Source organism: Bacillus sp. N12A5 (assembly GCF_026790125.1).
Lineage (GTDB): Bacteria > Bacillota > Bacilli > Bacillales > Bacillaceae > Bacillus.
This window is the reverse complement of record NZ_JALAMR010000003.1, coordinates 341,427-367,470: the sequence shown is the minus strand read 5'-3', so window position 1 is coordinate 367,470 and position 26,044 is coordinate 341,427. Positions and strand designations below refer to the sequence as shown.

Below are 26,044 nucleotides of genomic sequence, written 5' to 3'. Positions count from 1 at the left end.
AAATGAGAGGGGAAAAAACATGAAGCATTTAACGACGATGAGCGAGCTCAGTGTTGAGGAAATTAAAGATTTGCTTCAAACAGCACAAGACCTCAAAAGCGGAAAAACAGACAATCAGCTTACAGGGAAATTTGCAGCAAACCTGTTTTTCGAACCGAGCACGAGAACGCGGTTCAGTTTTGAGTTCGCAGAAAAAAAGCTGGGCATGAATGTGCTTAACCTTGATGGAACAAGCACAAGCGTGCAAAAAGGCGAAACCTTATATGACACCATCAGGACGCTCGAATCAATTGGTGTGGACGTGTGCGTCATCAGGCACAGTGAGGATGAGTATTATCAAGAGCTTGTCAGCCAGGTGAATATCCCGATTCTGAATGCAGGAGACGGATGCGGGCAGCATCCGACACAATCACTGCTTGATTTAATGACGATTTATGAAGAATTCAATTCATTCAGAGGGCTTACCGTCTCCATTCACGGCGATATCAAGCATAGCAGAGTGGCTAGGTCAAATGCGGAAGTGTTGACAAGATTGGGTGCCCGGGTCCTGTTTTCCGGTCCTTCGGAATGGCAGGATGAAGAAAATACATTCGGCACATATGTTTCAATGGACGAAGCAGTTGAGTCTTCTGATGTCGTCATGCTGCTGCGCATTCAAAATGAACGACATCAGTCCGCTGTCAGCCAGGAAGGCTATTTAAACAAATTCGGCTTGACTGTAGAACGGGCTGAGCGGATGAAGCAGCATGCGATCATTATGCATCCTGCTCCGGTCAACAGAGGAGTGGAGATTGATGACAGCTTAGTAGAAAGCGAAAAATCAAGAATTTTCAAGCAAATGCAAAACGGCGTATTTATCAGAATGGCAGTGATACAGCGTGCCTTACAAACCAATGTGAAAAGAGGAGAAGCAGCATATGTCATATCTCATTAAAAACGGCTGGATACTGAACGAAAATGGTGAAAAAACAGAAGCGGATATTCGAGTGACAGGAGACACGATCTCCGAAATCGGCAAGCTTGATGCAGGGGATAATGAAACGGTAATTGATGCAAAAGGGTTGCTTGTTTCACCTGGATTTGTTGATCTTCACGTACACTTCAGAGAGCCGGGCGGAGAGAAAAAAGAAACCATTGAAACCGGTGCAAAAGCAGCGGCGCGCGGAGGTTATACAACTGTAGCAGCAATGCCGAATACGCGGCCCGTTCCTGATACGAAAGAGCAAATGGACTGGGTGCAAAACCGTATTAAAGAAACATCCTGCATCAGAGTTCTTCCGTATGCATCCATTACGATCAGACAAATCGGCGATGAGATGACAAACTTTGAAGCGTTAAAAGAAGCCGGGGCATTTGCCTTTACAGATGACGGCGTCGGTATACAGACAGCAGGAATGATGTATGAAGCGATGAAACGGGCAGCCGCAATTGACAAAGCGATTGTTGCACATTGCGAAGACAACTCCTTAATTTACGGAGGAAGCGTACATGAGGGGACATTCTCCAAAGCAAACGGGCTCAACGGCATTCCTTCTGTGTGTGAATCGGTTCATATTGCCCGCGATGTGCTGCTGGCTGAGGCGGCAAACTGCCATTATCATGTATGCCATATCAGCACGAAAGAGTCTGTCAGGGTCGTACGCGATGCGAAAAAAGCGGGAATCAGAGTGACGGCAGAAGTATCACCGCATCATTTGCTGCTTTGTGATGAGGACATTCCGGGGCTGGACACAAATTATAAAATGAATCCTCCGCTCCGCAGCGCAGAAGACAGAACCGCTTTAATTGATGGCCTTTTAGACGGAACAATTGATTTTATTGCAACAGACCATGCGCCGCATACAGAAGAAGAGAAAAACACGGAAATGAAGCTGGCGCCATTTGGAATTGTCGGCTTAGAAACAGCATTCCCGCTTCTTTACACACACTTCGTCAAAAATGGCAGCTGGTCGCTGAAACAGCTGATTGACTACATGACAATCAAGCCATGCGAAGCTTTCGGTCTCCCATACGGAACATTACAAACGGGACAAATAGCTGACATTACATTAATCGATTTAGAAAAAGAAGCAGTCATAGACAAAGAGACATTTTTATCAAAAGGAAAAAATACACCATTCAACGGCATCAGCTGCGCCGGCTGGCCGGTCGCTACAATGGCAGCAGGGAAGCTTGCTTATGAGGAAGGGAGACTTGTCAAATGAAGAGACGATTAGTACTGGAAAACGGAGCGGTATTCGAGGGAGAGGCCTTCGGGAGCTTAGAGCACAGCGTGGGAGAAGTCGTTTTTAACACTGGGATGACAGGCTATCAGGAAATTTTATCTGATCCTTCTTACTGCGGGCAGATCGTAACATTAACATACCCGCTTATCGGAAATTACGGCATTAACCGGGATGATTTTGAATCGATTACCCCTTTTGTGAAAGGGCTGATCATCAAAGAATTATGTGAATTGCCTTCCAACTGGCGTTCAGCGTACACATTAGACGAGTATTTAAAAATGAAAAGCATTCCGGGACTGCAGGGAATTGATACAAGAAAGCTGACAAGAATGATCCGCACGGCAGGCGCGCTAAAAGGAACATTCGCTTCACCTGAAGAAGACATCGAAGCAGTGCTGAATAGACTGAACGAAACGGAACTGCCGAGAAATCTAGTATCCCAAGTATCAGCCAAAACAGCATATCCGAGCCCGGGAAGAGGCAAACGCATTGTCTTGGTTGACTTCGGTATGAAACACGGGATCCTAAGAGAGCTAAACAAGCGGAAATGTGACGTCATCGTTGTGCCTTACAACATTACAGCGGAAGAAGTGCTTCAGCTGAAACCGGACGGCATCATGCTTTCTAACGGACCCGGAGATCCGAAAGATGTGCCAGAAGCGATTGAAATGATTAAAGGTGTTCTCGGAAAAGTGCCATTATTCGGAATATGTCTTGGCCATCAGTTATTCGCGCTGGCGTGCGGGGCGAATACTGAAAAAATGAAATTCGGCCACAGGGGCTCAAACCACCCGGTAAAAGAGCTGGCTACCGGAAAGGTCGCCTTAACATCTCAAAACCATGGCTATACAGTGTCATCCATCAGCGAAACAGAACTGGAAGTGACCCATATCGCAATTAACGACGATACGATTGAAGGGCTGAAGCATAAAACATTGCCGGCATTTACGGTTCAATATCATCCTGAAGCCTCGCCTGGTCCTGAGGATGCTAACCATCTATTTGACAGATTCATTGATATGATCGAAACAACAGAGAAAGAAGGGGAAGCGGTATGCCAAAACGCGTAGACATTAACAAAATTTTAGTAATCGGATCCGGACCAATCATCATCGGACAAGCCGCAGAATTTGACTATGCAGGAACGCAAGCCTGTCTTGCTTTGAAAGAAGAAGGTTATGAAGTCATCCTTGTCAACTCAAACCCTGCCACGATCATGACAGATACAGAAATGGCTGACCGAGTTTACATCGAACCGCTCACACCTGAATTCCTGACACGAATCATCAGAAAAGAACGCCCAGATGCTATTCTTCCCACTCTCGGTGGCCAAACCGGTTTGAATCTTGCGGTTGAGCTTTCAGAAAGAGGCGTCCTGGCAGAATGCGGCGTTGAAGTTCTCGGCACAAAGCTGTCTGCGATTCAGCAGGCTGAAGACCGTGACTTGTTCAGAACACTAATGAATGAGCTGAATGAACCGGTGCCTGAAAGCGAGATCATCCACTCTCTGGAAGAGGCGGAAAACTTCGTCAGCCAAATCGGTTTCCCTGTCATTGTCCGCCCTGCATATACATTAGGCGGAACAGGCGGAGGCATCTGCTCGAATGAAACCGAATTGAAAGAAATTGTTGAGAGCGGCTTGAAATTAAGCCCTGTGCATCAATGTTTGCTTGAAAAAAGCATCGCCGGCTATAAAGAAATCGAGTATGAAGTCATGAGAGACAGCCAGGATCACGCCATTGTCGTTTGTAACATGGAAAACATTGATCCAGTCGGAATTCATACTGGAGACAGCATTGTTGTCGCACCGAGCCAAACGCTCAGCGACCGCGAATATCAGCTCTTGCGGAATGTATCGTTAAAGCTGATTCGCGCACTTGGAATCGAAGGCGGCTGTAACGTACAGCTCGCTTTAGATCCAGACAGCTTCCAATACTACATTATTGAAGTAAACCCGCGTGTCAGCCGTTCATCTGCCCTTGCATCAAAAGCGACGGGATATCCGATTGCAAAGCTCGCTGCTAAAATAGCTGTCGGCCTTTCATTAGATGAAATGATGAACCCGGTGACAGGAAAAACATACGCAGCATTTGAACCGGCTCTTGACTATGTCGTATCTAAAATTCCGCGCTGGCCGTTTGATAAGTTTGAATCAGCAAACAGAAAGCTCGGCACGCAAATGAAAGCGACAGGAGAGGTCATGGCGATCGGCCGCACGCTTGAAGAGTCATTGCTGAAGGCTGTACGTTCACTGGAGGCAGACGTGTATCATCTCGAATTAAAAGACGCAGCTGATATTTCCAATGAGCTTCTTGAAAAACGAATTAAAAAGGCCGGTGATGAACGCTTATTCTACTTAGCTGAAGCGTACAGAAGAGGTTACACAGTAGAAGAGCTTCATGAATTTTCCGCTATCGATGTCTTCTTCCTGCATAAGCTGTTCGGAATCGTACAGTTTGAAAAAGAACTGAAGGCGCATGCGGGCGATACGGATGTGCTGAGACGGGCGAAAGAACTCGGATTCTCTGATAAGTACATCAGCCGTGAGTGGAAAATCAAAGAATCGGAGCTTTACAGCTTGAGAAAACAAGCGGGCATCGCGCCGGTATTCAAAATGGTGGATACGTGCGCGGCAGAATTTGAATCAGAAACACCATACTTCTACAGCACATACGAAGAAGAAAATGAGTCTGTCGTTACGGATAAGAAAAGTGTGATCGTACTTGGCTCCGGTCCGATTCGAATCGGCCAGGGTGTTGAGTTCGACTACGCAACTGTTCACTCTGTGTGGGCCATTAAACAAGCAGGCTATGAAGCCATTATTGTCAATAACAACCCGGAAACCGTTTCAACAGATTTCAGTATCTCAGACAAGCTGTACTTTGAACCGCTTACGATTGAAGATGTTATGCACATTATTGACCTCGAACAGCCGATGGGCGTTGTCGTACAATTTGGCGGACAAACAGCGATTAATCTTGCTGACGAGCTTTCTGCACGCGGAGTGAAAATTCTTGGGACTTCATTAGAAGATTTAGATCGTGCGGAAGACCGGGATAAATTTGAACAAGCGCTTGGAGAACTTGGTGTTCCGCAGCCGCTTGGCAAAACAGCGACATCAGTTGATCAGGCAGTAAGCATCGCGAGTGATATCGGCTATCCGGTACTTGTGCGCCCTTCCTATGTGCTTGGCGGCCGGGCGATGGAGATTGTGTATCATGAAGAAGAACTGCTTCATTACATGAAAAACGCAGTCAAAATCAATCCGCAGCATCCTGTATTAATTGACAGATATCTAACGGGGAAAGAAATTGAAGTGGATGCAGTATCTGACGGTGAAACAGTTGTCATACCGGGAATCATGGAGCACATTGAACGTGCAGGCGTTCACTCCGGGGACTCAATAGCTGTTTATCCGCCTCAGTCTCTCACAAATGATATTAAGAAAAAAATTGAACAATACACGATCGCACTAGCTAAAGGATTGAACATTGTCGGTTTGCTCAATATTCAATTCGTCTTATCACAAGGCGAGGTGTATGTGCTTGAAGTGAACCCGAGATCAAGCAGAACTGTACCGTTCTTAAGCAAAATTACGGGTATCCCAATGGCGAATCTCGCAACCAAAATCATTCTCGGTCAAAAGCTGGCTGCGTTTGGCTATACAGAGGGCCTTCAGCCTGAACAGCAAGGTGTATTTGTCAAAGCGCCGGTCTTCTCCTTCGCCAAGCTGAGAAGAGTGGACATTACGTTGGGGCCTGAAATGAAATCAACAGGTGAGGTCATGGGGAAAGATTCGACCCTTGAGAAGGCCCTCTATAAAGCCTTGATTGCTTCAGGCATTCAAATTCCAAACTACGGTTCCGTGCTCTTAACAGTAGCTGATAAGGACAAAGAAGAAGGGCTTGCTATCGCAAAACGGTTCCACGCGATCGGCTACAACATTTTAGCGACGGAAGGAACGGCAGGCTACCTGAAAGAAGCTTCCATTCCAGCGAAGGTCGTCGGAAAAATCGGCCAGGACGGCCCGAACTTGCTTGACGTCATCAGAAATGGAGAAGCACAGTTTGTCATCAATACGCTGACAAAAGGAAAGCGGCCGGCTAGAGACGGATTTAGAATCAGACGTGAATCAGTAGAAAACGGTGTTGCCTGCTTAACATCTTTAGATACGGCAGAAGCGATATTGCGAGTGCTGGAAAGCATGACATTCCGTGCTGATCAAATGCCGGCAGTCAACACAAATCAGGAGGCGGCAGTCACTATATGAAGAAAGCGTATTTGACAGTATGTTCTAACCAGCAAATTGCAGACCGGGTGTATCGAATGGTTCTGAAAGGGGAGCTTGTCCAAGGGTTTACAACCCCCGGACAGTTCCTTCATCTAAAAGTGAGCGAAGCGGTTACGCCTCTTTTGAGAAGACCAATCAGCATCGCCGACGTCAACTTTGAAAAAAATGAAGTGACCATCATTTATCGAGTAGATGGGGAAGGAACAAGGCTCTTGTCGCTGAAGCAGCAGGGAGAGCTTGTGGATGTCCTCGGGCCTTTGGGAAACGGCTTTCCTGTCAATGAAGTCCAACCCGGAAAGACGGCTTTGCTGGTAGGAGGCGGTGTAGGTGTGCCGCCTCTCCAAGAGCTGTCGAAACGCTTGAACGAAAAAGGGGTAAAGGTCATACACGTTTTAGGATTCCAATCGGCAAAGGATGTCTTTTACGAAAAAGAATGCCGGCAGTACGGCGACACATATGTGGCAACAGCTGACGGAAGCTACGGGGAAACCGGGTTTGTCACAGATGTCATAAAACAGAAGAATCTGGAGTTTGACATTCTCCTCAGCTGCGGGCCGACACCGATGCTGAAGGCATTAAAACAGGAATACGCCCATAAAGAAGTTTACCTGTCCATGGAGGAACGAATGGGCTGCGGTATCGGCGCCTGCTTCGCATGTGTGTGCCATACAAATGAAAGTGAGACATCCTACGTAAAAGTATGTCTTGACGGGCCTGTATTTAGAGCTCAGGAGGTGGCGCTGTAATGCTAGAGGTGAAGTTGCCGGGACTTAATTTGAAAAATCCGATCATTCCTGCATCAGGCTGCTTTGGTTTTGGTAAAGAGTTTGCCCGTTTTTATGATTTGTCTTGTCTCGGTGCAATCATGATTAAAGCTACGACAAAGGAGCCTCGCTTCGGGAATCCGACCCCTAGGGTAGCTGAGACTGGCGCTGGAATGCTCAATGCGATCGGTCTGCAAAATCCGGGGCTTGAAAGCGTCTTGCAAAATGAGCTGCCTTGGCTTGAGCAGTTTGATACGCCGATCATTGCCAATGTCGCAGGTTCTCAAGTTGAGGATTATGTTGAAGTTGCAGAGCATATCAGCAAAGCGCCTAATGTTCATGCTCTTGAATTGAACATTTCCTGTCCAAATGTGAAAACAGGCGGAATCGCTTTCGGCACAAACCCTGAAATGGCTGCTGATTTGACAAAAGCGGTAAAAGAGGTTTCAGATGTGCCCGTTTATGTAAAGCTTTCACCGAACGTGGCAAATATCACAGAAATTGCATCAGCGATTGAAGAGGCTGGAGCGGACGGTCTTACGATGATCAACACATTAATCGGCATGAGGCTTGATTTAAAAACAGGCAAGCCGATATTAGCGAATAAAACAGGAGGACTTTCCGGCCCTGCTGTGAAGCCGGTTGCCATTCGCATGGTGTATGAAGTCAGCCAGGCGGTCAATATCCCGATTATCGGAATGGGAGGCGTGCAGACGGCTGAAGATGCACTGGAGTTTCTTCTCGCGGGAGCAAGCGCGGTCGCTGTCGGAACAGCAAACTTTGTGAATCCTTTTGCATGTCCGGACATTATTGAACAGCTCCCTGCTGTTTTGCGCCAATACGGCTATCAATCAATTGAAGAATGCATCGGAAGGAGCTGGAATTATGAAAAACAACCTGCCCATCATCGCGCTTGATTTTGCATCAGCTGAAGAAACACTTGCATTCTTAGCGCCTTTTCAGCAAGAACCGTTATTTGTAAAGGTTGGAATGGAGCTTTTTTATCAAGAAGGGCCATCTATCATTACACAACTAAAAGAAAGAAATTGCGAGCTGTTTTTAGATTTAAAGCTTCATGACATCCCGACCACTGTAAACAAAGCGATGAAGCGCCTCGCCGGTCTCGGAGTCGACCTCGTCAATGTTCATGCGGCCGGAGGCAAAAAAATGATGCAAGCAGCTCTGGAAGGCTTAGAAGAAGGGACGCCGGCCGGAAAAAAACGCCCGTCACTTATCGCGGTCACCCAGTTGACAAGCACATCTGAACAAATCATGAAAGCTGAATTGCTGATCCAAAAGCCTCTGATCGACACGGTTGTGCACTACAGCAAATTGGCGGAAGAAAGCGGCCTGGATGGAGTGGTCTGCTCGGTTCATGAAGCAGAAGCCATTTATCAGGCGGTATCGCCTTCATTTCTGACTGTCACTCCGGGCATCAGGATGTCAGAGGACGCTGCGAATGACCAAATCCGTGTAGCGACACCTGCAATAGCGAGAGAGAAAGGGTCATCAGCGATTGTAGTAGGCCGCTCGATTACAAAAGCGGCAGACCCAGTAAAAGCCTATGAAGCTGTCAGACTCGAATGGGAGGGAATCAAATCATGAAACAAATCATCGCAAAACATCTATTAGACATCCAAGCTGTATTTTTACGCCCGAACGAGCCATTTACATGGGCAAGCGGCATATTATCGCCAATCTACTGTGACAACCGCCTTACGCTATCTTTCCCGGAGGTCAGAAATGATGTCGCCTCAGGCATCAGCAAGCTGATCGAAGAGCATTTTCCTGAAGCTGAAATGATTGCGGGAACAGCAACTGCCGGTATTCCTCATGCTGCTCTGGCGGCTGACCGATTGAATCTTCCGATGTGTTATGTAAGGAGCAAGCCGAAAGCACACGGGAAAGGCAATCAGATTGAGGGGGCTGTTCAAGAAGGCCCAAAAACGGTCGTCATTGAAGACTTAATCTCAACAGGAGGCAGCGTGCTTGAAGCTGCGGCAGCTTTACAAGCGGCTGGCTGTGAAGTGCTTGGTGTCGTCTCGATCTTTACGTACGGGCTGCCTAAAGCACAGGAAGCGTTTGCGAAGGCGGAACTGCCATACTACTCATTAACTGATTATGATACTTTGACAGAGGTCGCCCTTGAAAACGGAAATATTCATTCGGACGATCTAGAAAAGCTTAAAACGTGGAAACAAAATCCCGAGTCAAAAGATTGGTTTAAAAAATAAAAAATAAATTTTAGTGATGTACAGGGGCGTTAAAGCCTTGCTGTACTTGAAAACAGGCCATCCGGCCTGTTTTTTTATTAATCCTATAAAAAAAGTCGGGTTGACTTATGTTAGAATTGTGCTAAAATTTACTACAAATCTAAAAACTTATCAAGAGCGGCTGAGGGACTGGACCTATGAAGCCCGGCAACCTGCACAGTGTGTAAGGTGCTACTTCCAGCAAAATGAATTCCATTTTGAAAGATAAGGGCGCCATGCAGTTCCTGTCTTTCTTTCCGCCGGATTGAAAGTTTTTTATTTTAAGAGGAAAAAAGGCTGTTTGCATAACACAGCCCGCATCACATTACAATTTGGAAAAGACAACCGGCAGAAAGCTACTGTTTGTTTGTCTCCGAAAGGAGGAAAGAAGAAATGTTAACGTACGATAATTGGGAAGAACCAACCATTACATTTCCGGAAGACGATCCTTATAAAGGAGCGCTGTCAGTTTTAAAGTGGGCATACGGCCATTACGGCAATCAGCTAGTTTATGCCTGCAGTTTCGGAATTGAAGGAATCGTTTTGATTGATTTAATTTATAAAGTGAAAAAAGACGCAGAGATTGTGTTTCTTGATACAGGACTTCATTTTAAAGAAACCTATGAAACGATTGAACGGGTAAAAGAGCGCTATCCGGGCCTTAACATCATCCTGAAAAAACCAGATCTGACCCTTGAGGAGCAAGCCGAAGAATACGGTGACAAACTGTGGGAAAGAGAACCGAATCAGTGCTGCTATCTGAGAAAGGTCGTTCCTTTAAGAGAGGCGCTTTCTGGACATCCGGCCTGGCTTTCCGGCCTGCGCCGCGATCAAGGGCCGAGCCGTGCCAATACGAATTTCTTAAACAAAGATGAAAAATTCAAATCAGTAAAAGTATGTCCGCTTATCCATTGGACTTGGAAAGACATTTGGAGATACACATCTCGTAATGAGCTGGACTACAATCCGCTTCATGACCAAGGATATCCAAGCATTGGCTGCGCGCCTTGCACGGCTCCTGCTTTTACTGCAGAGGATTTACGCTCAGGCAGATGGAATGGTATGGCGAAAACAGAATGCGGACTGCATGAATAAGGAGCTGCAAAATGGAACTAGCCGCTATTTTATTTAGCTTGTTTTTCGCAATGAATATTGGTGCAAGCGGCGCTGCGGCTTCGATGGGAGTTGCTTACGGCTCTGGAGCCATCAAAAAGAAAACCTACGCTTTGATCATATGTGCAGTTGGTGTGCTGGCCGGGGCGGTCATTGGCGGAGGCGAGGTTGTAAAAACCATCAGCTCCGGCATTATCCCCGAGCAGACGATTACACTGCCGATTGTTTGCATCATTATTGGAGCCGCTGCGCTGTCGCTCTTTACGGCTAATCTGCTCGGCATTCCTTTGTCGACAAGTGAAGTAACAGTCGGCGCGGTTGTCGGAGTGGGAGTGGCTTACAAAGTATTGTTTGTGAACAATCTTCTGGTCATTGTGGCGTTTTGGGTTTTTGTCCCGCTGTTTGCTTTCGGCTTTACCTATTTGGTTTCAAAGCTGTTTAGTTTTTTAAAGATTGAAATTAAGTCTGCTAAAAAGCAAAAAATCCTCGGCATTGTTTTGTTAGTTGCCGGATTTTTCGAAGCATTCTCTGCCGGCATGAATAACGTGGCCAATGCTGTTGGCCCGTTGGTAGCGGCGGGTGTGCTTGATGTCGCAAAGGGAACTTTGTACGGGGGAGCTTTTGTTGCTCTTGGCGCGCTGTTATTAGGCCGGCGTGTGTTAGAAACAAACGGAAAGAAAATCACGAGATTCTCAAAAGGGGAAGGCATTCTCTTATCCGGTACAGGAGCGGGTCTGGTGATCATCAGTTCAGTATTTGGGATGCCGGTGCCCTTGGCGCAAGTCACGTCATCGTCTATTATCGGAATAGGCATGGCCAAAAACGGTCCGAACGTGTTCCATAAACAGGTTGTTCAAACGATGCTGAAGGTATGGATTGTATCGCCGTTTTTATCTTTATCGATTTCTTATCTGCTTGTATCATTGTTTTTAAAAGCGGATTATTATTCAATCTTTATCATGGTAAGCGTGCTTTTAGCGGCGGGCGGTGCGGTCAGCCTGACGAAGGCCATACGTAAAGAGAGACGCTCTGTCCACGAACAAGGCGGGGGAATCTGATCATTAATCTGAGTAATTTTATATGTTAAATAGGAGGAGATGGATAGTATGAGCTTAGCACCACACGGAGGAACATTAGTAAGCAGAGTAGATGAATCGTATAATGTAAGCAGTATTCAAAAAGAAATCGAACTTGATTTGATTTCTTTTGCAGATTTAGAATTAATCGGAATCGGTGCGTACAGCCCAATCGAAGGTTTCTTTAATGAAAAAGATTACGTATCTGTTGTCGAAAACATGCGTCTTTCTTCCGGTGTTGTCTGGTCTCTTCCGATCACGCTTCCGGTGAACGCGCAAAAAGCAGCGGAACTGTCAGTCGGTGAAACGGTCAAGCTGACGTATGAAGGAGAAACATACGGTGTTATCCAAATTGAAGACCTGTATGTGCCTGACAAACAAAAAGAGGCTGTTAATGTGTATAAAACGGATGATCAGGAACACCCGGGTGTTAAAAAGCTGTTCAGCCGCGGCGATACATATGTCGGCGGACCGATCACATTGATTAAAAAAGCTTCAAAACAGTTCCCAGAGTTTACGTTCGAACCGGCGGAAACAAGACGCCAGTTTGCGGAAAAAGGCTGGGAAACCATTGTCGGTTTCCAAACAAGAAACCCTGTTCACAGAGCGCATGAATATATTCAAAAAACTGCTCTTGAAACAGTAGACGGCTTGTTTTTGAACCCGCTGGTAGGCGAAACAAAATCTGATGACATTCCAGCTGATGTTCGCATGGAAAGCTACCAGGTGCTTCTTAACAATTATTACCCGAAAGAGCGCGTATTTCTCGGTGTCTTCTTAGCGGCGATGCGTTATGCAGGGCCGAGAGAAGCAATTTTCCACGCGCTTGTCAGAAAGAACTACGGCTGCACGCATTTCATCGTCGGCCGCGATCACGCAGGTGTAGGTGACTATTACGGAACATACGAGGCACAGGAGCTTTTTGATACTTTTAAACCTGAAGAACTCGGCATTACACCGCTGAAATTCGAGCACAGTTTCTTCTGTGAAAAATGCGGAAATATGGGAACAGCGAAAACTTGCCCTCATGGCCGAGAGCATCACGTCATTTTATCAGGCACGAAGGTAAGAGGCATGCTGAGAGACGGTGTGCTGCCTCCTGCAGAATTCAGCCGCGCAGAGGTCGTAGAAGTGTTAATCAGAGGGATGAAGAAAAAAGAAGAAGCAGGTGTATCTTAAGGGGGACTGGCAGTGACAAATCGTGATATCGTATGGCATGAAGCCTCTATTACAAAAGAAGAATATCAGAAAAAAAACAAGCACAAAAGCTCCATTCTCTGGCTGACAGGATTAAGCGGTTCGGGCAAATCAACCATTGCCAATGCCGCTGCGAGAGAATTGTTTGAGCAGGGCTATCAGGTGATTGTGCTGGACGGGGATAATATCCGTCACGGCTTAAATAAAGACCTTGGGTTTTCTGATGAAGACCGAAAGGAAAACATCCGCCGAATCGGAGAGGTGGCAAAGCTTTTTGTTCAGCAGGGCACAATTGTCATTACTGCTTTTATCTCACCTTTCCGCGAGGACAGAGAACAGGTACGCCAGCTTGTAGAAGCAGGCGAATTCCATGAGGTATACATTAAATGCGACCTAGATATTTGTGAACAAAGAGATCCGAAAGGGCTCTACAAAAAAGCAAGAAACGGGGAAATTCCGTTCTTCACTGGAATCGATTCTCCTTATGAAGAGCCGGAAGCACCGGAACTTGTTCTTGATTCAGGACAGCATGACCGTGAAGCGTGCAAAAACCAGCTGATCGAGTTTGTCAAACAGCAATTGAGCTAAATATGATCTGCTGTGTTCTTCTCAGATGCCGGAATGCAAGCGAGAATAACATCACAGCGAATGTTCTGGAAGAACTCGAATAGATCGGGGGAAATACGATGGGGAAAGTATATATTGTAGGAGCGGGTCCCGGTGATCCTGATCTGCTGACAATTAAAGCGCTGAAAGCCATTAAAAAAGCTGATGTCATCTTATACGACAGATTAGTAAATAAAGAGATTTTACAATATGCCAAAGAGCAAGCAGACCTGATCTACTGCGGGAAGCTTCCAGATTTTCATACGATGAAGCAAGAAACCATCAATCGGTTTCTTGTAAAGTATGCGCAAAAAGGGAAAACCGTTGTCAGACTGAAAGGCGGAGACCCTTTTGTGTTCGGCAGGGGGGGAGAAGAAGCGGAATGTCTCTCTGAAAACGGAATTCCGTTTGAAATCATCCCAGGTATTACGTCAGGAATTGCGGCAGCCGCTTATGCCGGGATTCCTGTTACTCATCGGGATGCGGGCTCTAACGTCGCTTTTGTAACGGGTCATTATAAAAAAGAAGAAGATTTTGAGGAAAAGTGGAAAGCGCTGGCCACGGGAATTGATACACTTGTCATCTATATGGGTATCAAAAACGTGAAGCAAATCGAAAAAAAACTCCTTGAAAACGGGCGAGACGGTTCTACGCCTGCAGCCTTTATTCACTGGGGAACAACGGACAAGCAAAAATCTGTTTTTTGTACAGTTGACACCCTTTCAGAAACAGTGATAAAAGAAGACATTAAAAATCCGAGTTTAATTGTCATTGGAAATGTTGTAAATTATCACTATAAGCTGGAATGGTTTGAATCTGAACTGAAAAAACAAGATTTAAGCGAGGCGTTGTAAAATGAAACAAGCAATTTTATATGTCGGTCACGGCAGCCGGGTAAAAAAGGCGCAGCAAGAAGCCGCCGCCTTCTTGGAAGGATGCAAGGCGCACATCTCTGCGCCTATACAGGAAATCAGCTTTTTGGAGCTTCAGGAGCCGACAATTGAGACAGGGTTTGAAGCATGTGTAAAGCAAGGCGCCACTCATATTGCAGTGGTGCCTCTGCTTCTTTTAACAGCTGCCCATGCAAAACATGATATACCGGAAGAAATTGCGCATGTTGCATCCCGATATCCTTCAGTCCGCATTTCATACGGAAGGCCGATCGGAATTGATGAGGAAGTAGTCAAAGCTGTATATCATAGAATAAAAGATATAGGTGTTCCGTATGAAAATGCCAGAGTCGTGCTTATCGGGAGGGGCAGTTCCGATCCCGCTGTAAAAAGAGACGTAACCGGCATTGCCAATCTTCTTCAACACATGATTCCGGTCAAGGAAGTCATCCCGTGCTTTTTGACAGCATGTGGCCCGAATTATAAAGAGATTTTTTCAGAGCTTAAAAAAGATGACGGCATGACAACCTTTGTTGTTCCCTATTTGCTCTTTACAGGTATGCTGATGAATGAAATAGAGCGAGAGGTTCAGGTATTAAAAGCTGAAAATCCGAATGTCTACCTCTCTTCCTATATCGGTTTCCACCCCCATGTGAAAAACGCATTTTTAAACCGTGTGAGAGAAACCGCCGCAAACCATGAGGGGCAATTTGATTTTGACGGAGATTCATATGCTTCCGCTGCACATTAGCCTGGAAAAGAAAAAGGTTGTCATTGCGGGGGGCGGCACCATTGCTCTCAGAAGGCTGAAAACGGTACTTTCTGAGGGAGCTGATATTACGCTTGTCAGTCCAGATGTTGAACCGGAAATCAAGGAGTTGGCAGACAACCGCCGCATCAGATGGGCCAGCCGCACGATTGAAAAAGAAGACTATCTCGATGCTTTTTTGATTATTGCCGCGACGGATAATGCGGCAGTGAACAAAGAAATTGCTCAAACCGCTTCACCTTTTCAGCTTGTCAATTGTGTCAGTGAAGCTGAGCTTGGCAACGTGTACATGCCGAAAATCGTAAAAAGAGGGCATGTTACGGTGTCTGTTTCTACAAACGGAGCCAGTCCAAAGCATACAAAGGAACTGGCTGGAAAAGTGGATGAGCTGATTGACGGCAATTTTGTTGCTGAAGTTGACAGGCTTTATCAAGTGAGAAGAAAGAAATAAGCCAGAGCATTCAATGCTCTGGCTTTTCTTTATGGATTCAGCTTTTTTTCAGCTTGATGACAGTATCAGCATCAGGTGTGACAAAGACGGTGTGCTGGCTGTCATAGGTGACGAAGCCGGGCTTCGCGCCGTTCGGTTTTTTGACATGCCTGATTTTTGTATAATCTACAGGCACTGAACTTGAATCTTTAGCTTTCGAATAATAAGCTGCAATTGTCGCGGCTTCAATGATTGTTTGCTCATCCGGTTCGCTGCTTCTGATCACAACGTGGGAGCCGGGAATATCCTTCGTGTGAAGCCAAATGTCATCTCTGGCTGCTGCTCTTGTCGTTAAATATTCATTTTGTCGGTTGTTTTTACCTACTAAAATCGTCAAGCCCGAAGAGGATTCATATGTTTCTAAAACAGGGTTGTGCGGTTTTTGTTTTTTCTGTCCTTTTTGCTGCTTAGGGCGTAAATATTTACCCTCCACAAGCTCCTCCCTGATTTCGCTGATATCTCGAGGAGAGGCGGACGAAAGCTGCTGAATCAGCTGGTCAAAGTATTCGACCTCTTCCTGTGCCAGCCTGATTTGCTCCTCAACAACTGCGACTGAATTTTTCGCTTTCTGATACCTTGTGAAGTAGGCCTGTGCGTTTTCGGAAGGCGTTTTGTTCGGGTTTAAAGGAATGGTGATGGTTGGACTTTCTTCATCGTAATAGTTGATAACCTCAGCCTGCTTATCACCTTTTTTCAGCATATATAAATTAGCAGTTAAAAGCTCCCCGTATAGCTGAAATTCCTTCGCCTGTTCCGAATACTCCAGTGTTTTCTCTAGTTTTTTGATTTTGTTGGCATTCTTCTTCCGTTCATTGACAACAAACCGTTCAAGGTCCTGGGCCTGCTGCTTAACCCGGTCTCGTTCAGCTTTTCCAAAATAAAAACGGTCAAGCAGCTCACTTAATGAATCAAACCGGCGCGCTTCGCCATTTAGATGAGTCAGCTCCAGCAGATAAAAATAGTCCTTTCCGCTTACAGTCGTAATGTTGGGAATAAAGCGGTGCTCTTTTACTTCAGCAAACAGTTCTAGCAGTGCTTTTGGCAGTGTGACTTTGTTGGTCAGGCCCGCTCTGTGAACCGCTTCTTTGGCAAAAAGCGGAGACACACCCGAAAAGTGGTCGACAATTTGTTTATCCAGCCTTCCTTCTTGAAAACTGAGATGACGTAAAATATCGTCTTCTGTCGCCTCAAGCGGTGAGATTTTGTCCTGGGCCGGCGGAAGCTTATAGCCGTAGCCGGGCAGTACAGTACGGTAGCTGTTCATTGACGGTGATAAATGCTTAAGCCCGTCGATGATCACATTTTCTGCAGCGTCTGTCAAAATGATATTGCTGTGGCGGCCCATAATTTCTACATAAAGCTTTCGAACGGTTTCATCGCCAATTTCGTTCCGGCTTTTAATATGAAAAATCATAATGCGGTCTAAGCCGGCCTGTTCAATTTTCTCAATAAATCCGCCTTCGATATGCTTTCTCAGCAGCATGCAAAACATTGGCGGTTCGCTTGGGTTTTCATAAGCTTGCGTCGTGATATGCACCCGTGAATAGCTCGGGTGTGCCGATAATAATAGTTTTTGGTTTTTTCCGTTGGCACGGATGTGAAAAATCACATCGTGTTTATATGGCTGATGGACTTTTGTAATTCGCCCGCCCATCATTTTCTCATTAAGCTCGTGTGTCATTCCGTATGTAAACATGCCATCAAACGACATATCAAAACACCCTCTCATTCTTCCTGCATTCGATAATTATAGCATGAAATGGGACGAGTCAGAATAAGCATGCTTATAGAGTGATATCTCTATATGAGCGCAGGGGAGTGGACGAGCGGAATGAAGTTTCATGAAATGGGACAAACAGATTTACTAGAGGCAACCAACACGTCCATGAAACAAGGATTAACAGAAAAAGAGGTGAAAAAACGCCTCGATAAGCATGGACCAAACGAGCTGCAAGAGGGAAAAAAAACATCAGCGCTTCTTTTGTTTTTGGCGCAGTTCAAAGATTTTATGGTGCTTGTGCTTCTGGCGGCAACGTTAATCTCAGGATTTCTTGGCGAATACGTAGACGCGGTTGCGATTATTGCGATTGTGTTTGTGAATGGCATACTCGGTTTCTTTCAAGAAAGGCGTGCTGAGCAATCTCTTCAGGCTTTAAAAGAGCTTTCAACACCACATGTTATGGCGCTCAGAGAAGGAAGCTGGACAAAGGTTCCTTCTAAGGAGCTTGTGCCGGGTGATATTGTGAAATTTACAAGCGGGGACAGGATTGGTGCAGACGTTCGAATTGTCGAAGCGAAAAGCCTTGAAATAGAAGAATCAGCGCTGACCGGGGAATCAATCCCAGTTGTGAAGCATGCCGATAAATTGAAAAAACCGGATGTTTCACTCGGCGATATTACGAATATGGCATTTATGGGAACCATTGTGACCCGCGGCAGCGGTGTCGGAGTCGTCGTTGGCACAGGAATGAATACGGCAATGGGGAAAATTGCCGACATGCTGGAATCGGCAGGAACACTGTCAACCCCGCTGCAAAGAAGACTGGAGCAGCTTGGAAAGATTTTAATTGTTGTTGCGTTGCTTTTGACCGTACTTGTCGTTGCTGTCGGTGTCATTCAGGGGCACGATCTGTACAGCATGTTTTTAGCGGGTGTGTCGTTAGCAGTTGCCGCTATTCCGGAGGGACTCCCGGCGATTGTGACAGTGGCGCTGTCGCTAGGCGTACAGCGGATGATTAAGCAAAAATCAATCGTAAGAAAGCTGCCTGCGGTTGAAACGCTTGGGTGTGCTTCTATTATTTGTTCAGATAAAACAGGGACAATGACGCAGAACAAAATGACAGTGACACATGTCTGGTCTGGAGGAAAAACATGGAGAGTAACTGGAGCCGGCTATGAACCGAAAGGAAGCTTCACACTAAACGAAAAAGAGATCAGTGTGAATGAGCATGCGCCGCTTCAGCAAATGCTGCTGTTCGGCGCGCTGTGTAACAACTCCAATATTGAGAGAAGAAATGGCGAATATGTGCTTGATGGAGATCCAACGGAGGGAGCGCTGCTCACCGCAGCAAGAAAAGGCGGTTTTTCAAAGGAATTTGTTGAATCTCATTACCGGGTGATTGAAGAGTTTCCGTTTGATTCTGCACGGAAAATGATGACTGTCATTGTCGAGGATCAGGACAGAAAGCGGTATATCATTACAAAAGGTGCACCGGATGTGCTGATGCAGCGCTCTTCCCGTATTTATTATGACGGCTCAGCGGCACTTTACTCTAATGAGAGAAAAGCAGAAACTGAGGCGGTATTAAGACAGTTGGCCTCCCAGGCGCTCAGAACGATAGCAGTTGCCTACAGGCCGATAAAAGCAGGGGAAACACCGTCTATGGAGCAGGCTGAAAAAGATTTGACGATGCTCGGCCTTTCGGGCATTATTGATCCGCCGCGGCCGGAAGTCAGACAGGCAATTAAAGAATGCCGTGAAGCGGGAATTAAAACCGTCATGATTACAGGCGATCATGTGGAGACCGCGAAAGCGATTGCGAAAGATTTGCGTCTCCTCCCGAAAAGCGGCAAAATCATGGACGGACAGATGCTGAACGAACTTTCCCAGGAAGAGCTTTCTCATGTAGTGGAGGATGTGTATGTATTTGCCCGCGTTTCTCCTGAGCATAAACTAAAAATCGTAAAAGCCTATCAGGAGAACGGGCATATTGTGGCGATGACGGGAGACGGCGTTAATGATGCTCCTGCCATTAAACAAGCCGATATCGGAGTCTCTATGGGCATTACCGGGACAGATGTGGCCAAAGAAGCGTCATCTCTTGTTCTTGTGGACGATAATTTTGCGACGATCAAATCAGCCATAAAAGAGGGCAGAAACATCTATGAAAATATCAGAAAGTTTATTCGGTACCTGCTGGCGTCTAACGTCGGAGAAATTCTTGTCATGCTGTTTGCAATGCTGCTTGCCCTTCCGTTGCCGCTCGTGCCAATTCAGATTTTATGGGTCAACTTGGTGACGGACGGATTGCCGGCAATGGCGCTCGGCATGGATCAGCCGGAAGGAGACGTGATGAAACGGAAGCCGCGTCATCCGAAAGAAGGGGTGTTTGCCCGCAAGCTTGGATGGAAGGTCGTATCCAGGGGATTTTTAATCGGGGCTGCCACTATTTTAGCCTTTATCATTGTATATCACCGGAATCCGGAGAATTTGGCTTATGCTCAGACGATCGCGTTTGCCACATTGGTGCTGGCTCAGCTTATTCACGTTTTTGACTGCCGCAGCGAAACCTCTGTTTTTTCCAGAAATCCGTTTGAAAATCTGTACTTACTCGGCGCGGTATTGTCATCAATTTTGCTGATGCTAGTCGTGATCTATTATCCGCCGCTTCAACCGATTTTCCATACGGTTGCCATCACGCCGGGAGACTGGATGCTTGTCATCGGTATGTCCGCCATCCCTACTTTTTTGCTGGCTGGGTCACTTTTGACAAGAAAAAAATAAATTCATATGATATAATCTTAGGGGTAATAGCATGTCTATTGCCCTTTTATTATGAGAACAGGGAAGAATTGGGTGTTTTAAAATGATACGAAGTATGACAGGCTTCGGCAGTGCAAGCAAAACACAAGATGATCTCTCTGTAAGCGTTGAACTTAAATCTGTGAACTACAGATTTAAAGAAGTGAACGCTCGTTTGCCAAGGCCTTTGCTATATTTTGAAGATAAGCTGAAACAGACCATTCTGCAGCATATCCAGCGCGGAAGAATTGAGCTTTTCGTATCCGTTGACAGCGATATGCTTGTTGAGAAAAGGCTTGACATTGATTGGCCGCTGCTCGATGAATATGTCGCAGCTGCGGGAGAAATGAAGAAAAGGTATCAATTGTCTGCAGAGCCTGATGTAATGGATTTCTTTAAGCTTGACCATGTCGTCCAGATTCATGAAGAACAGGCGCAAAATGACAAGCTGGAGGCGTTAATCACAGCTGCTGCAGAGGAAGCGGTAAAAGAACTCTGTGAAATGCGTGAAAAAGAAGGGCAGCTTTTAGCAAAAGACTGTCTGCTGCATATTGATCAGCTTGAAGAGCTGGTGAAAGAGACCGAATTGCTGGCAGCGGATGTCGTATCTCGTTACCGGGAACGGCTGTACGCCAGAATAAAAGAATGGACTGAAGACGTGTTAGACGAGAGCCGGCTTGTAACAGAATGCGCTATTTTTGCAGACCGCTCTGATATCTCTGAAGAGATTACAAGGCTGAAGAGCCACTTTGCCCAGTTTCGTGATATATTAGCTGGAGGCGGAGCTGTCGGGCGCAAACTCGACTTTCTCGTTCAGGAGCTGAATCGGGAAGCAAATACAATTGGCTCAAAAGCAAATGATCATCAGATCACAAAGCTTGTCGTCGAAATGAAAAGTTCTATTGAAAAAATAAAAGAACAAGTGCAAAATATAGAATAGTGACTGTGCGTATTGTTTACAGACGGTCTTACTAGGCTAAACTAGAGACGTCTATTTTACAGGGGGAACGTAGAAGATGACGATTAAACTGATTAATATCGGATTTGGCAATATTATCTCCGCCAATCGGATGATTTCGATTGTCAGCCCGGAGTCTGCGCCAATCAAACGGATGATCCAGGATGCAAGAGACCGCGGAATGCTAATTGACGCTACATACGGGCGAAGAACCCGTGCAGTTGTCGTCATGGATAGTGATCACATTATCTTATCTGCCGTCCAGCCTGAGACAGTTGCACACAGACTTTCTGTTAAAGAAGAAATTATGGATGAAGGGCAGGGATAGTTGCCGCATGAAAGAAAGAGGGTTATTAATCGTTCTCTCAGGTCCCTCAGGAGTTGGTAAAGGAACGGTTCGGCAAGCGATCTTTTCGCAGGAAGACACAAAATTTGAATACTCGATTTCAGTAACCACAAGAAACCCGCGTGAGGGCGAAGTGAACGGAGTCGATTATTTTTTCAAAACAAGAGAAGAATTTGAGCAAATGATTGCAGACAACAAGCTGCTTGAATGGGCGGAGTATGTCGGCAATTATTACGGCACGCCTGTCGATTATGTTGAACAGACGCTTCAAGAAGGAAAAGACGTCTTTTTAGAAATCGAAGTTCAAGGGGCTCTTCAAGTAAGAAATGCTTTCCCGGAAGGCCTGTTTATTTTCCTTGCGCCTCCAAGCCTTTCTGAACTGAAGAACAGAATCGTGACAAGAGGAACGGAAACTGACGCTCTCATTGAAAATCGAATGAAAGCCGCAAAAGCTGAGATCGAAATGATGGATGCTTATGATTATGTCGTTGAAAACGATAATGTCGAAACGGCTTGCGATAAAATCAAAGCAATCGTTCTCGCTGAACATTTGAAGCGCGAGCGCGTTGCACCAAGATATAAGAAAATGCTGGAGGTTGAATAACAAATGTTAGATCCGTCAATTGACTCTTTAATGAATAAATTAGATTCCAAATACACGCTCGTGACGGTTTCTGCGAGACGTGCCCGTGAAATGCAAATCAAAAAAGACCAAATGATTGAACATACGATTTCACACAAATATGTAGGCAAAGCTTTAGAAGAAATTGATGCAGGCCTGCTTTCGTTTGAAAAGGAAGACCGCGAATAGTAGCACAAGTAGCAACCTATATCATGTAGGTTGTTATTTTTTTCCGTGCGGTTTTGTAAAGTGCAGAGGGGGAGAATTCATTGCTTAACAATCGAAATGTGTTACTTTGCGTGAGCGGAGGCATCGCTGTCTATAAAGCCTGTGCATTAACGAGCAAGCTTGTTCAGGCAGGAGCAAATGTCAAAGTGATTATGACTGAGTCTGCTTGCCGATTCGTTTCACCGCTGACATTTCAGGCATTGAGCCGCCACGAAGTCTATACAGATACATTTAAAGAACAAAATCCAAGCGTCATTTCTCATATTGATGCTGCAGACTGGGCCGACTTGGTTATCGTGGCGCCGGCTACGGCTAATGTGATTGGAAAAATGGCTAACGGCATCGCTGATGATATGCTGACGACGACATTGTTAGCAACGACGGCCCCCGTTTGGATCGCGCCGGCCATGAACGTTCACATGTATGACCATCCGGCAGTCAAACGGAATATTTCTGTCCTTTATCAGGACGGTTATCGTTTTATCGAGCCTAGTGAGGGCTATTTAGCATGCGGTTACGTCGGTAAAGGCAGATTGGAAGAACCCGAAAATATCGTGAAACTGGCCGAAAAGCATTTTGCTGACGAAAAAGTCGCTCCTTTAGAAGGCAAACATGTAGTTATCACAGCTGGCCCGACAAGGGAAGCGGTTGATCCTGTCCGATTTTTCACCAATAAATCAACGGGCAAAATGGGATACGCATTAGCGGAGGCGGCTGTCCAGCTCGGCGCGCGGGTAACCTTAATCTCTGGCCCTGTTTCGCTTGATCAGCCTAAAGGCCTTGCTCAGTTTATCCCTGTTCAATCGGCTGCAGATATGCGCGAAGCGGTGCTCTCTGTGTATGGCTCAAGCGATATTGTCATCAAAACAGCTGCGGTAGCCGATTTTACGCCGAAAACAGTTTTTGATCATAAAATGAAAAAACAAGACGGCGGCATGACCTTAGAACTGAAAAGAACGGTCGATATATTAAAAGAATTAGGCGAGAAAAAGCAGGAGCAGGTATTGGTCGGATTTGCAGCTGAAACCCAAGACGTTGAACACTATGCCCGTAAAAAGCTCGCCTCCAAAAATCTTGATATGATTGTGGCAAATGATGTGAAAGCAAATGGAGCCGGTTTTGGTGCTGATACGAATATCGTGACAATCTTTTTCAAAGACGGGCGCAAACGCGAGCTTCCGATCATGTCTAAGCTTGATGTTTCCTTTGAAATCCTTCAGGAAATTGCAGCCCTCTCAAAACAAACCGGAGAGCACTCATGAATTTTGCCGAAGTCATTGTTGATGTCAGCACCAAAAATATAGACAGGCCTTTTGATTACAAAATCCCAGATCATCTCAAAGGCATGATCAAAACGGGCATGCGGGTCATTGTTCCGTTTGGCCCCCGTAAAATTCAAGGGTTTGTGACAGCTGTCAAAGAAGCATCTGATCTCACGGGGAAATCTGTCAAGGAAGTGGAGGACTTATTAGATCTTACACCTGTTTTGACAGAGGAGCTTATGAATCTGTCATCATGGCTGTCCGACAAAACGCTGTCTTTTAAAATAACGGCGCTTCAAGCGATGCTGCCAGCCGCATTAAAGGCAAAATATGAAAAAGAGTTAAAAATCGCACACGGCGCCGATCTTCCGCCGCAAGTGGAACGGCTGTTTTCTGAAACAAAGACTCTGCTGTATTCAGATATACCCGATCATGATACGCTGAAAATGATTCAAAAGCATGTTCAAAAAGGCAGCATTGACGTGACGTATAAAGTCGCGCAAAAAACCAATAAAAAAATGGTCAGACACATTCAGGCCAATGCAAGCAAAGAAGAGCTGGCCAAGCAGGCTGAGGGACTATCCCGCCAAGCCGCCAAGCAGCAGGCAATTCTTCACTTTTTCATCGCTGAGCCGGAAGGTGTAAAGATCCCTGCAGCAGATTTGTGCAAAAAAACGGACGCGAGCTCTGCGACCATTAAAACACTTATCCAAAAGGGGCTATTGAAGGAAACGTATGAAGAGGTTTACAGAGATCCCTATCAGGACAAAATGTTCAAAAAAACAGAGCCGCTGCCGTTGACAGACGAACAGAGCGCAGCCTTTGAGTCAATACGTCAGACATTGGACAACAATGAGCATAAAGTGTTCCTCCTTCACGGCGTGACAGGAAGCGGAAAAACGGAAATTTATCTGCAATCGATTGAAAAAGTACTGGCGAAAGGAAAAGAAGCCATCGTCCTTGTGCCGGAAATATCGCTGACGCCGCAGATGGTTAATCGCTTCAAGGGACGTTTCGGCTCTCAGGTGGCAGTCATGCACAGCGGATTATCCACAGGGGAAAAATATGACGAGTGGCGTAAAATCCACCGGAAGGAAGTGCGGCTTGTCGTCGGCGCCAGGTCGGCTATTTTTGCCCCGTTTGAAAATCTCGGAATGATTATCATCGATGAAGAGCATGAATCCTCGTATAAACAAGAGGAAATGCCGCGCTATCATGCGAAAGAGGTGGCAATCAAACGGGCTGAGCATCACAGCTGTCCTGTTGTGCTAGGCAGTGCTACGCCAACATTAGAGTCATATGCGCGGGCGCAAAAGGGTGTGTACGAGCTTCTTTCGCTCAAGCATCGCGTTAACCGCCAGGTGATGCCTGAGGTTTCGCTTGTCGATATGAGAGAGGAGCTCAGAAACGGCAATCGTTCAATGTTTTCAGTTGAATTGATGGAAAAGCTTGAAGAAACGATTGCCAAGGGTGAGCAGGCTGTCCTGTTTTTAAATAAAAGGGGCTATTCTTCCTTTGTGATGTGCAGAGATTGCGGATATGTCCCGCAATGCCCGCACTGCGACATTTCCATGACGTACCATCGTTACGGCCAAAGGCTGAAATGCCATTATTGCGGACATGAAGAGCCTGTTCCGCATACTTGTCCCGAATGCGCAAGCGAGCATATCCGCTTTTTCGGAACGGGAACGCAGCGAGTGGAGGAAGAGCTGACAAAAGTGCTGCCAAGTGCGAGAGTGATTCGGATGGATGTTGACACGACATCGCGGAAAGGCGCCCATGAAAAGTTATTGTCAGCTTTCGGAGAAGGAAAAGCGGATATTCTTCTCGGAACGCAAATGATCGCGAAAGGGCTTGATTTTCCGAATGTCACACTTGTCGGAGTGCTAAGTGCCGATACAACACTTCATATTCCTGATTTCAGGTCAGCCGAAAAAACATTTCAGCTGTTAACGCAAGTCAGCGGCCGGGCAGGCAGGCATGAAAAGCCCGGACACGTCATCATTCAAACGTACACGCCATCCCACTACAGCGTCCAGCTGACGAAGACGCACGATTATGAAACGTTCTATCAGCATGAAATGGCGCACAGGAGAGAGCAATCTTATCCGCCCTATTACTATTTGGCTCTTGTGACTGTTTCTCATGAGGAAGTGGCGAAAGCTGCTGTCACAGCTGAAAAAATTACCCACTTTTTAAAAGCAAACTGCGGAGCTGACACGAAAATTCTCGGACCGAGCGCGTCGCCGATAGCCAGGATCAAAGATAGATATCGCTATCAATGCGTGATAAAATACAAACAGGAAAACCAGTTATCCGCTTTATTGAAGAGGATACTGGAACATTATAAACGCGAAATTGAACAAAAGCATGTAATGATTTCAATTGATATGAATCCTTATATGATGATGTAAGATCTCACGTCTTGGAGGG

At 46.0% G+C, this 26,044-nt stretch carries 23 protein-coding genes and 1 riboswitch; of the genes, 22 read left to right on the top strand and 1 reads right to left on the bottom strand.

Annotated elements, in window-relative coordinates:
• Nucleotides 1-19 precede the first annotated feature (19 nt).
• The 15 genes from MOC09_RS05070 (at nt 20) to sirC (ending at nt 15,634) form a co-directional block, all read left to right on the top strand.
• Complete coding sequence (locus MOC09_RS05070; RefSeq protein WP_268369762.1) at nt 20-934, top strand: aspartate carbamoyltransferase catalytic subunit; 915 nt, start codon at nt 20-22, stop codon at nt 932-934.
• Nucleotides 918-2,204: a dihydroorotase gene (locus tag MOC09_RS05065; protein WP_268369760.1), complete on the top strand. Its 1,287-nt coding sequence runs from the start codon at nt 918-920 to the stop codon at nt 2,202-2,204. Before MOC09_RS05070 ends, MOC09_RS05065 begins: the two co-directional genes overlap by 17 nt.
• The gene (locus MOC09_RS05060) at nt 2,201-3,295 is read left to right on the top strand and encodes a carbamoyl phosphate synthase small subunit (protein ID WP_268369758.1); all 1,095 of its coding nucleotides are present in this window, start codon (nt 2,201-2,203) and stop codon (nt 3,293-3,295) included. Before MOC09_RS05065 ends, MOC09_RS05060 begins: the two co-directional genes overlap by 4 nt.
• Nucleotides 3,280-6,495: a carbamoyl-phosphate synthase (glutamine-hydrolyzing) large subunit gene (carB, locus tag MOC09_RS05055; protein WP_268369756.1), complete on the top strand. Its 3,216-nt coding sequence runs from the start codon at nt 3,280-3,282 to the stop codon at nt 6,493-6,495. Before MOC09_RS05060 ends, carB begins: the two co-directional genes overlap by 16 nt.
• Nucleotides 6,492-7,262: a dihydroorotate oxidase B electron transfer subunit gene (pyrK, locus tag MOC09_RS05050; protein ID WP_268361983.1), complete on the top strand. Its 771-nt coding sequence runs from the start codon at nt 6,492-6,494 to the stop codon at nt 7,260-7,262. The genes carB and pyrK overlap by 4 nt, the downstream gene beginning before the upstream one ends.
• Complete coding sequence (locus MOC09_RS05045) at nt 7,262-8,197, top strand: dihydroorotate dehydrogenase (protein WP_268369754.1); 936 nt, start codon at nt 7,262-7,264, stop codon at nt 8,195-8,197. Before pyrK ends, MOC09_RS05045 begins: the two co-directional genes overlap by 1 nt.
• Entirely contained in the window at nt 8,166-8,885 is a 720-nt protein-coding gene (pyrF, locus tag MOC09_RS05040; protein WP_268361977.1) for an orotidine-5'-phosphate decarboxylase, read from the top strand. The genes MOC09_RS05045 and pyrF overlap by 32 nt, the downstream gene beginning before the upstream one ends.
• Nucleotides 8,882-9,514: an orotate phosphoribosyltransferase gene (pyrE, locus tag MOC09_RS05035; RefSeq protein ID WP_284439348.1), complete on the top strand. Its 633-nt coding sequence runs from the start codon at nt 8,882-8,884 to the stop codon at nt 9,512-9,514. The genes pyrF and pyrE overlap by 4 nt, the downstream gene beginning before the upstream one ends.
• A gap of 144 nt (nt 9,515-9,658) precedes the next feature.
• A riboswitch (SAM riboswitch) is annotated at nt 9,659-9,764 on the top strand.
• Between the two features lie 161 nt (nt 9,765-9,925).
• The gene (locus MOC09_RS05030; RefSeq protein ID WP_003238646.1) at nt 9,926-10,627 is read left to right on the top strand and encodes a phosphoadenylyl-sulfate reductase; all 702 of its coding nucleotides are present in this window, start codon (nt 9,926-9,928) and stop codon (nt 10,625-10,627) included.
• An 11-nt stretch (nt 10,628-10,638) separates the two neighbouring features.
• Nucleotides 10,639-11,703 (top strand): sulfate permease, encoded by a 1,065-nt coding sequence (cysP, locus tag MOC09_RS05025; RefSeq protein WP_268369750.1) that lies wholly within the window; start codon nt 10,639-10,641, stop codon nt 11,701-11,703.
• Nucleotides 11,704-11,751: 48 nt separating this feature from the next.
• A complete protein-coding gene (sat, locus tag MOC09_RS05020; RefSeq protein WP_268369748.1) occupies nt 11,752-12,900 on the top strand; it encodes a sulfate adenylyltransferase in 1,149 nt (382 codons plus the stop codon).
• A gap of 12 nt (nt 12,901-12,912) precedes the next feature.
• Nucleotides 12,913-13,506, top strand: coding sequence for an adenylyl-sulfate kinase (gene cysC, locus MOC09_RS05015; protein WP_268361969.1), 594 nt, complete (start codon nt 12,913-12,915; stop codon nt 13,504-13,506).
• A gap of 98 nt (nt 13,507-13,604) precedes the next feature.
• The gene (gene cobA / locus MOC09_RS05010; RefSeq protein WP_268361967.1) at nt 13,605-14,378 is read left to right on the top strand and encodes a uroporphyrinogen-III C-methyltransferase; all 774 of its coding nucleotides are present in this window, start codon (nt 13,605-13,607) and stop codon (nt 14,376-14,378) included.
• Between the two features lies 1 nt (nt 14,379).
• A complete protein-coding gene (sirB, locus tag MOC09_RS05005; protein ID WP_268369746.1) occupies nt 14,380-15,165 on the top strand; it encodes a sirohydrochlorin chelatase in 786 nt (261 codons plus the stop codon).
• A complete protein-coding gene (sirC, locus tag MOC09_RS05000; RefSeq protein WP_268362005.1) occupies nt 15,146-15,634 on the top strand; it encodes a precorrin-2 dehydrogenase/sirohydrochlorin ferrochelatase family protein in 489 nt (162 codons plus the stop codon). The genes sirB and sirC overlap by 20 nt, the downstream gene beginning before the upstream one ends.
• Before the next feature lie 37 nt (nt 15,635-15,671).
• Here sirC and rqcH read toward each other — a convergent pair whose 3' ends face one another.
• A complete protein-coding gene (gene rqcH, locus MOC09_RS04995; protein WP_268358667.1) occupies nt 15,672-17,384 on the bottom strand; it encodes a tRNA modification protein RqcH in 1,713 nt (570 codons plus the stop codon).
• Nucleotides 17,385-17,504: 120 nt separating this feature from the next.
• Here rqcH and MOC09_RS04990 point away from each other — a divergent pair, with 120 nt between their 5' ends.
• The 7 genes from MOC09_RS04990 to priA all read left to right on the top strand — a co-directional run bounded on the left by MOC09_RS04990 (nt 17,505) and on the right by priA (nt 26,025).
• Entirely contained in the window at nt 17,505-20,177 is a 2,673-nt protein-coding gene (locus MOC09_RS04990) for a calcium-translocating P-type ATPase, SERCA-type (RefSeq protein WP_268358668.1), read from the top strand.
• An 82-nt stretch (nt 20,178-20,259) separates the two neighbouring features.
• The gene (locus tag MOC09_RS04985; protein ID WP_268358669.1) at nt 20,260-21,135 is read left to right on the top strand and encodes a YicC/YloC family endoribonuclease; all 876 of its coding nucleotides are present in this window, start codon (nt 20,260-20,262) and stop codon (nt 21,133-21,135) included.
• A 76-nt stretch (nt 21,136-21,211) separates the two neighbouring features.
• A complete protein-coding gene (remA, locus tag MOC09_RS04980; RefSeq protein WP_003154355.1) occupies nt 21,212-21,481 on the top strand; it encodes an extracellular matrix/biofilm regulator RemA in 270 nt (89 codons plus the stop codon).
• 7 nt (nt 21,482-21,488) lie between these two features.
• Nucleotides 21,489-22,103, top strand: coding sequence for a guanylate kinase (gene gmk, locus MOC09_RS04975; protein WP_268358670.1), 615 nt, complete (start codon nt 21,489-21,491; stop codon nt 22,101-22,103).
• Between the two features lie 3 nt (nt 22,104-22,106).
• A complete protein-coding gene (rpoZ, locus tag MOC09_RS04970) occupies nt 22,107-22,310 on the top strand; it encodes a DNA-directed RNA polymerase subunit omega (RefSeq protein WP_003221520.1) in 204 nt (67 codons plus the stop codon).
• 80 nt (nt 22,311-22,390) lie between these two features.
• A complete protein-coding gene (gene coaBC / locus MOC09_RS04965) occupies nt 22,391-23,611 on the top strand; it encodes a bifunctional phosphopantothenoylcysteine decarboxylase/phosphopantothenate--cysteine ligase CoaBC (RefSeq protein ID WP_268369744.1) in 1,221 nt (406 codons plus the stop codon).
• Nucleotides 23,608-26,025 (top strand): primosomal protein N', encoded by a 2,418-nt coding sequence (priA, locus tag MOC09_RS04960; protein ID WP_268369742.1) that lies wholly within the window; start codon nt 23,608-23,610, stop codon nt 26,023-26,025. Before coaBC ends, priA begins: the two co-directional genes overlap by 4 nt.
• The last annotated feature ends 19 nt before the right edge of the window (nt 26,026-26,044 follow it).

Bases quoted from the DNA above. Each gene is read 5' to 3' on its own strand.
- MOC09_RS05065 (WP_268369760.1), top strand. From the start codon at position 918: ATGTCATATCTCATTAAAAACGGCTGGATACTGAACGAAAATGGTGAA.
- MOC09_RS05030 (WP_003238646.1), top strand. From the start codon at position 9,926: ATGTTAACGTACGATAATTGGGAAGAACCAACCATTACATTTCCGGAA.
- cysP (WP_268369750.1), top strand. From the start codon at position 10,639: ATGGAACTAGCCGCTATTTTATTTAGCTTGTTTTTCGCAATGAATATT.
- pyrK (WP_268361983.1), top strand. From the start codon at position 6,492: ATGAAGAAAGCGTATTTGACAGTATGTTCTAACCAGCAAATTGCAGAC.
- sirC (WP_268362005.1), top strand. From the start codon at position 15,146: ATGCTTCCGCTGCACATTAGCCTGGAAAAGAAAAAGGTTGTCATTGCG.
- MOC09_RS04990 (WP_268358668.1), top strand. From the start codon at position 17,505: ATGAAGTTTCATGAAATGGGACAAACAGATTTACTAGAGGCAACCAAC.
- priA (WP_268369742.1), top strand. From the start codon at position 23,608: ATGAATTTTGCCGAAGTCATTGTTGATGTCAGCACCAAAAATATAGAC.
- rpoZ (WP_003221520.1), top strand. From the start codon at position 22,107: ATGTTAGATCCGTCAATTGACTCTTTAATGAATAAATTAGATTCCAAA.
- gmk (WP_268358670.1), top strand. From the start codon at position 21,489: ATGAAAGAAAGAGGGTTATTAATCGTTCTCTCAGGTCCCTCAGGAGTT.
- MOC09_RS05070 (WP_268369762.1), top strand. From the start codon at position 20: ATGAAGCATTTAACGACGATGAGCGAGCTCAGTGTTGAGGAAATTAAA.
- MOC09_RS05060 (WP_268369758.1), top strand. From the start codon at position 2,201: ATGAAGAGACGATTAGTACTGGAAAACGGAGCGGTATTCGAGGGAGAG.
- pyrE (WP_284439348.1), top strand. From the start codon at position 8,882: ATGAAACAAATCATCGCAAAACATCTATTAGACATCCAAGCTGTATTT.
- MOC09_RS04985 (WP_268358669.1), top strand. From the start codon at position 20,260: ATGATACGAAGTATGACAGGCTTCGGCAGTGCAAGCAAAACACAAGAT.
- sirB (WP_268369746.1), top strand. From the start codon at position 14,380: ATGAAACAAGCAATTTTATATGTCGGTCACGGCAGCCGGGTAAAAAAG.
- MOC09_RS05045 (WP_268369754.1), top strand. From the start codon at position 7,262: ATGCTAGAGGTGAAGTTGCCGGGACTTAATTTGAAAAATCCGATCATT.
- carB (WP_268369756.1), top strand. From the start codon at position 3,280: ATGCCAAAACGCGTAGACATTAACAAAATTTTAGTAATCGGATCCGGA.
- sat (WP_268369748.1), top strand. From the start codon at position 11,752: ATGAGCTTAGCACCACACGGAGGAACATTAGTAAGCAGAGTAGATGAA.
- cobA (WP_268361967.1), top strand. From the start codon at position 13,605: ATGGGGAAAGTATATATTGTAGGAGCGGGTCCCGGTGATCCTGATCTG.
- remA (WP_003154355.1), top strand. From the start codon at position 21,212: ATGACGATTAAACTGATTAATATCGGATTTGGCAATATTATCTCCGCC.
- rqcH (WP_268358667.1), bottom strand. From the start codon at position 17,384: ATGTCGTTTGATGGCATGTTTACATACGGAATGACACACGAGCTTAAT.
- pyrF (WP_268361977.1), top strand. From the start codon at position 8,166: ATGAAAAACAACCTGCCCATCATCGCGCTTGATTTTGCATCAGCTGAA.